General features: G+C 75.6%; 1 pseudogene. It reads left to right on the top strand.

From position 1 onward, the window contains the following. Positions 1–718 (top strand): annotated as a pseudogene (locus AB8Z36_RS41325) (hypothetical protein); the annotation flags it as partial.

Genomic DNA, 718 nt, shown 5'->3' with positions numbered 1-718 from the left:
CCTCTGGCCCGCGCCGCCCTCCGCACGGCCGCGCAACCGCGTCTACCTGCGGGAGCGGCTGATCGCGCTGCCGCTGCTCACCGTCGTCGCCGCCCTCACCTTCGGCTGGGCGTACGGGGAGGTCCGCGCGGACTCGGCGGCGCTGCGCGACAGCCACATCCCCGCGCTCGGCGACCTCGCCGACGCCGAGATGTCGCTGCGCATCGCCGACCGCGAGGCGGCACTGAGCCTGGACGCCGGGGAGTCGGTGCGGCTCAGCGGCATCGGCAGGCGCTATCTGACCCGCACCACGCGGGCCACGCAGAGCCTCAACCAGGTGGCCCGCAGCGGCGCCCTGACCACCGCCGAGCGCCAGGAACTCGACGTCGTCTCCGGCCTCGTCGTCGACTACGGCAACTGGATCGCCTTCGCCGAGAACAACGTCGGCGACCCCGTACTGCGCGACGCCGGACTCTCGTACGCCCGCAGCATGCTCTGCACCGCCCCCGCCGCCCGGCCCGAGAAGGCGCCCGGCGGCTATCCGCCCTGCGCGCCCGCGACGGGCTCGGACGCCACCTCCGTGGTGGACCGCATCTCCGCCCTGGAGAAGAGCCTGCGCGGCCGGGCCGCGGAGAGGGCGGCCCTCGGGGCGGGCGTGACCGTGGCCGCCGTCACCGCCGCGACCTGCCTCGTGCTGCTCACCGTCGGCCTGTGGCGCACCCAGCTCCTCCTCCACCAC

This window comes from Streptomyces flavofungini, from assembly GCF_041028215.1.
Taxonomy (GTDB): Bacteria; Actinomycetota; Actinomycetes; order Streptomycetales; family Streptomycetaceae; genus Streptomyces; species Streptomyces flavofungini_B.
This window is presented reverse-complemented; position numbering and strand designations above follow the sequence as displayed.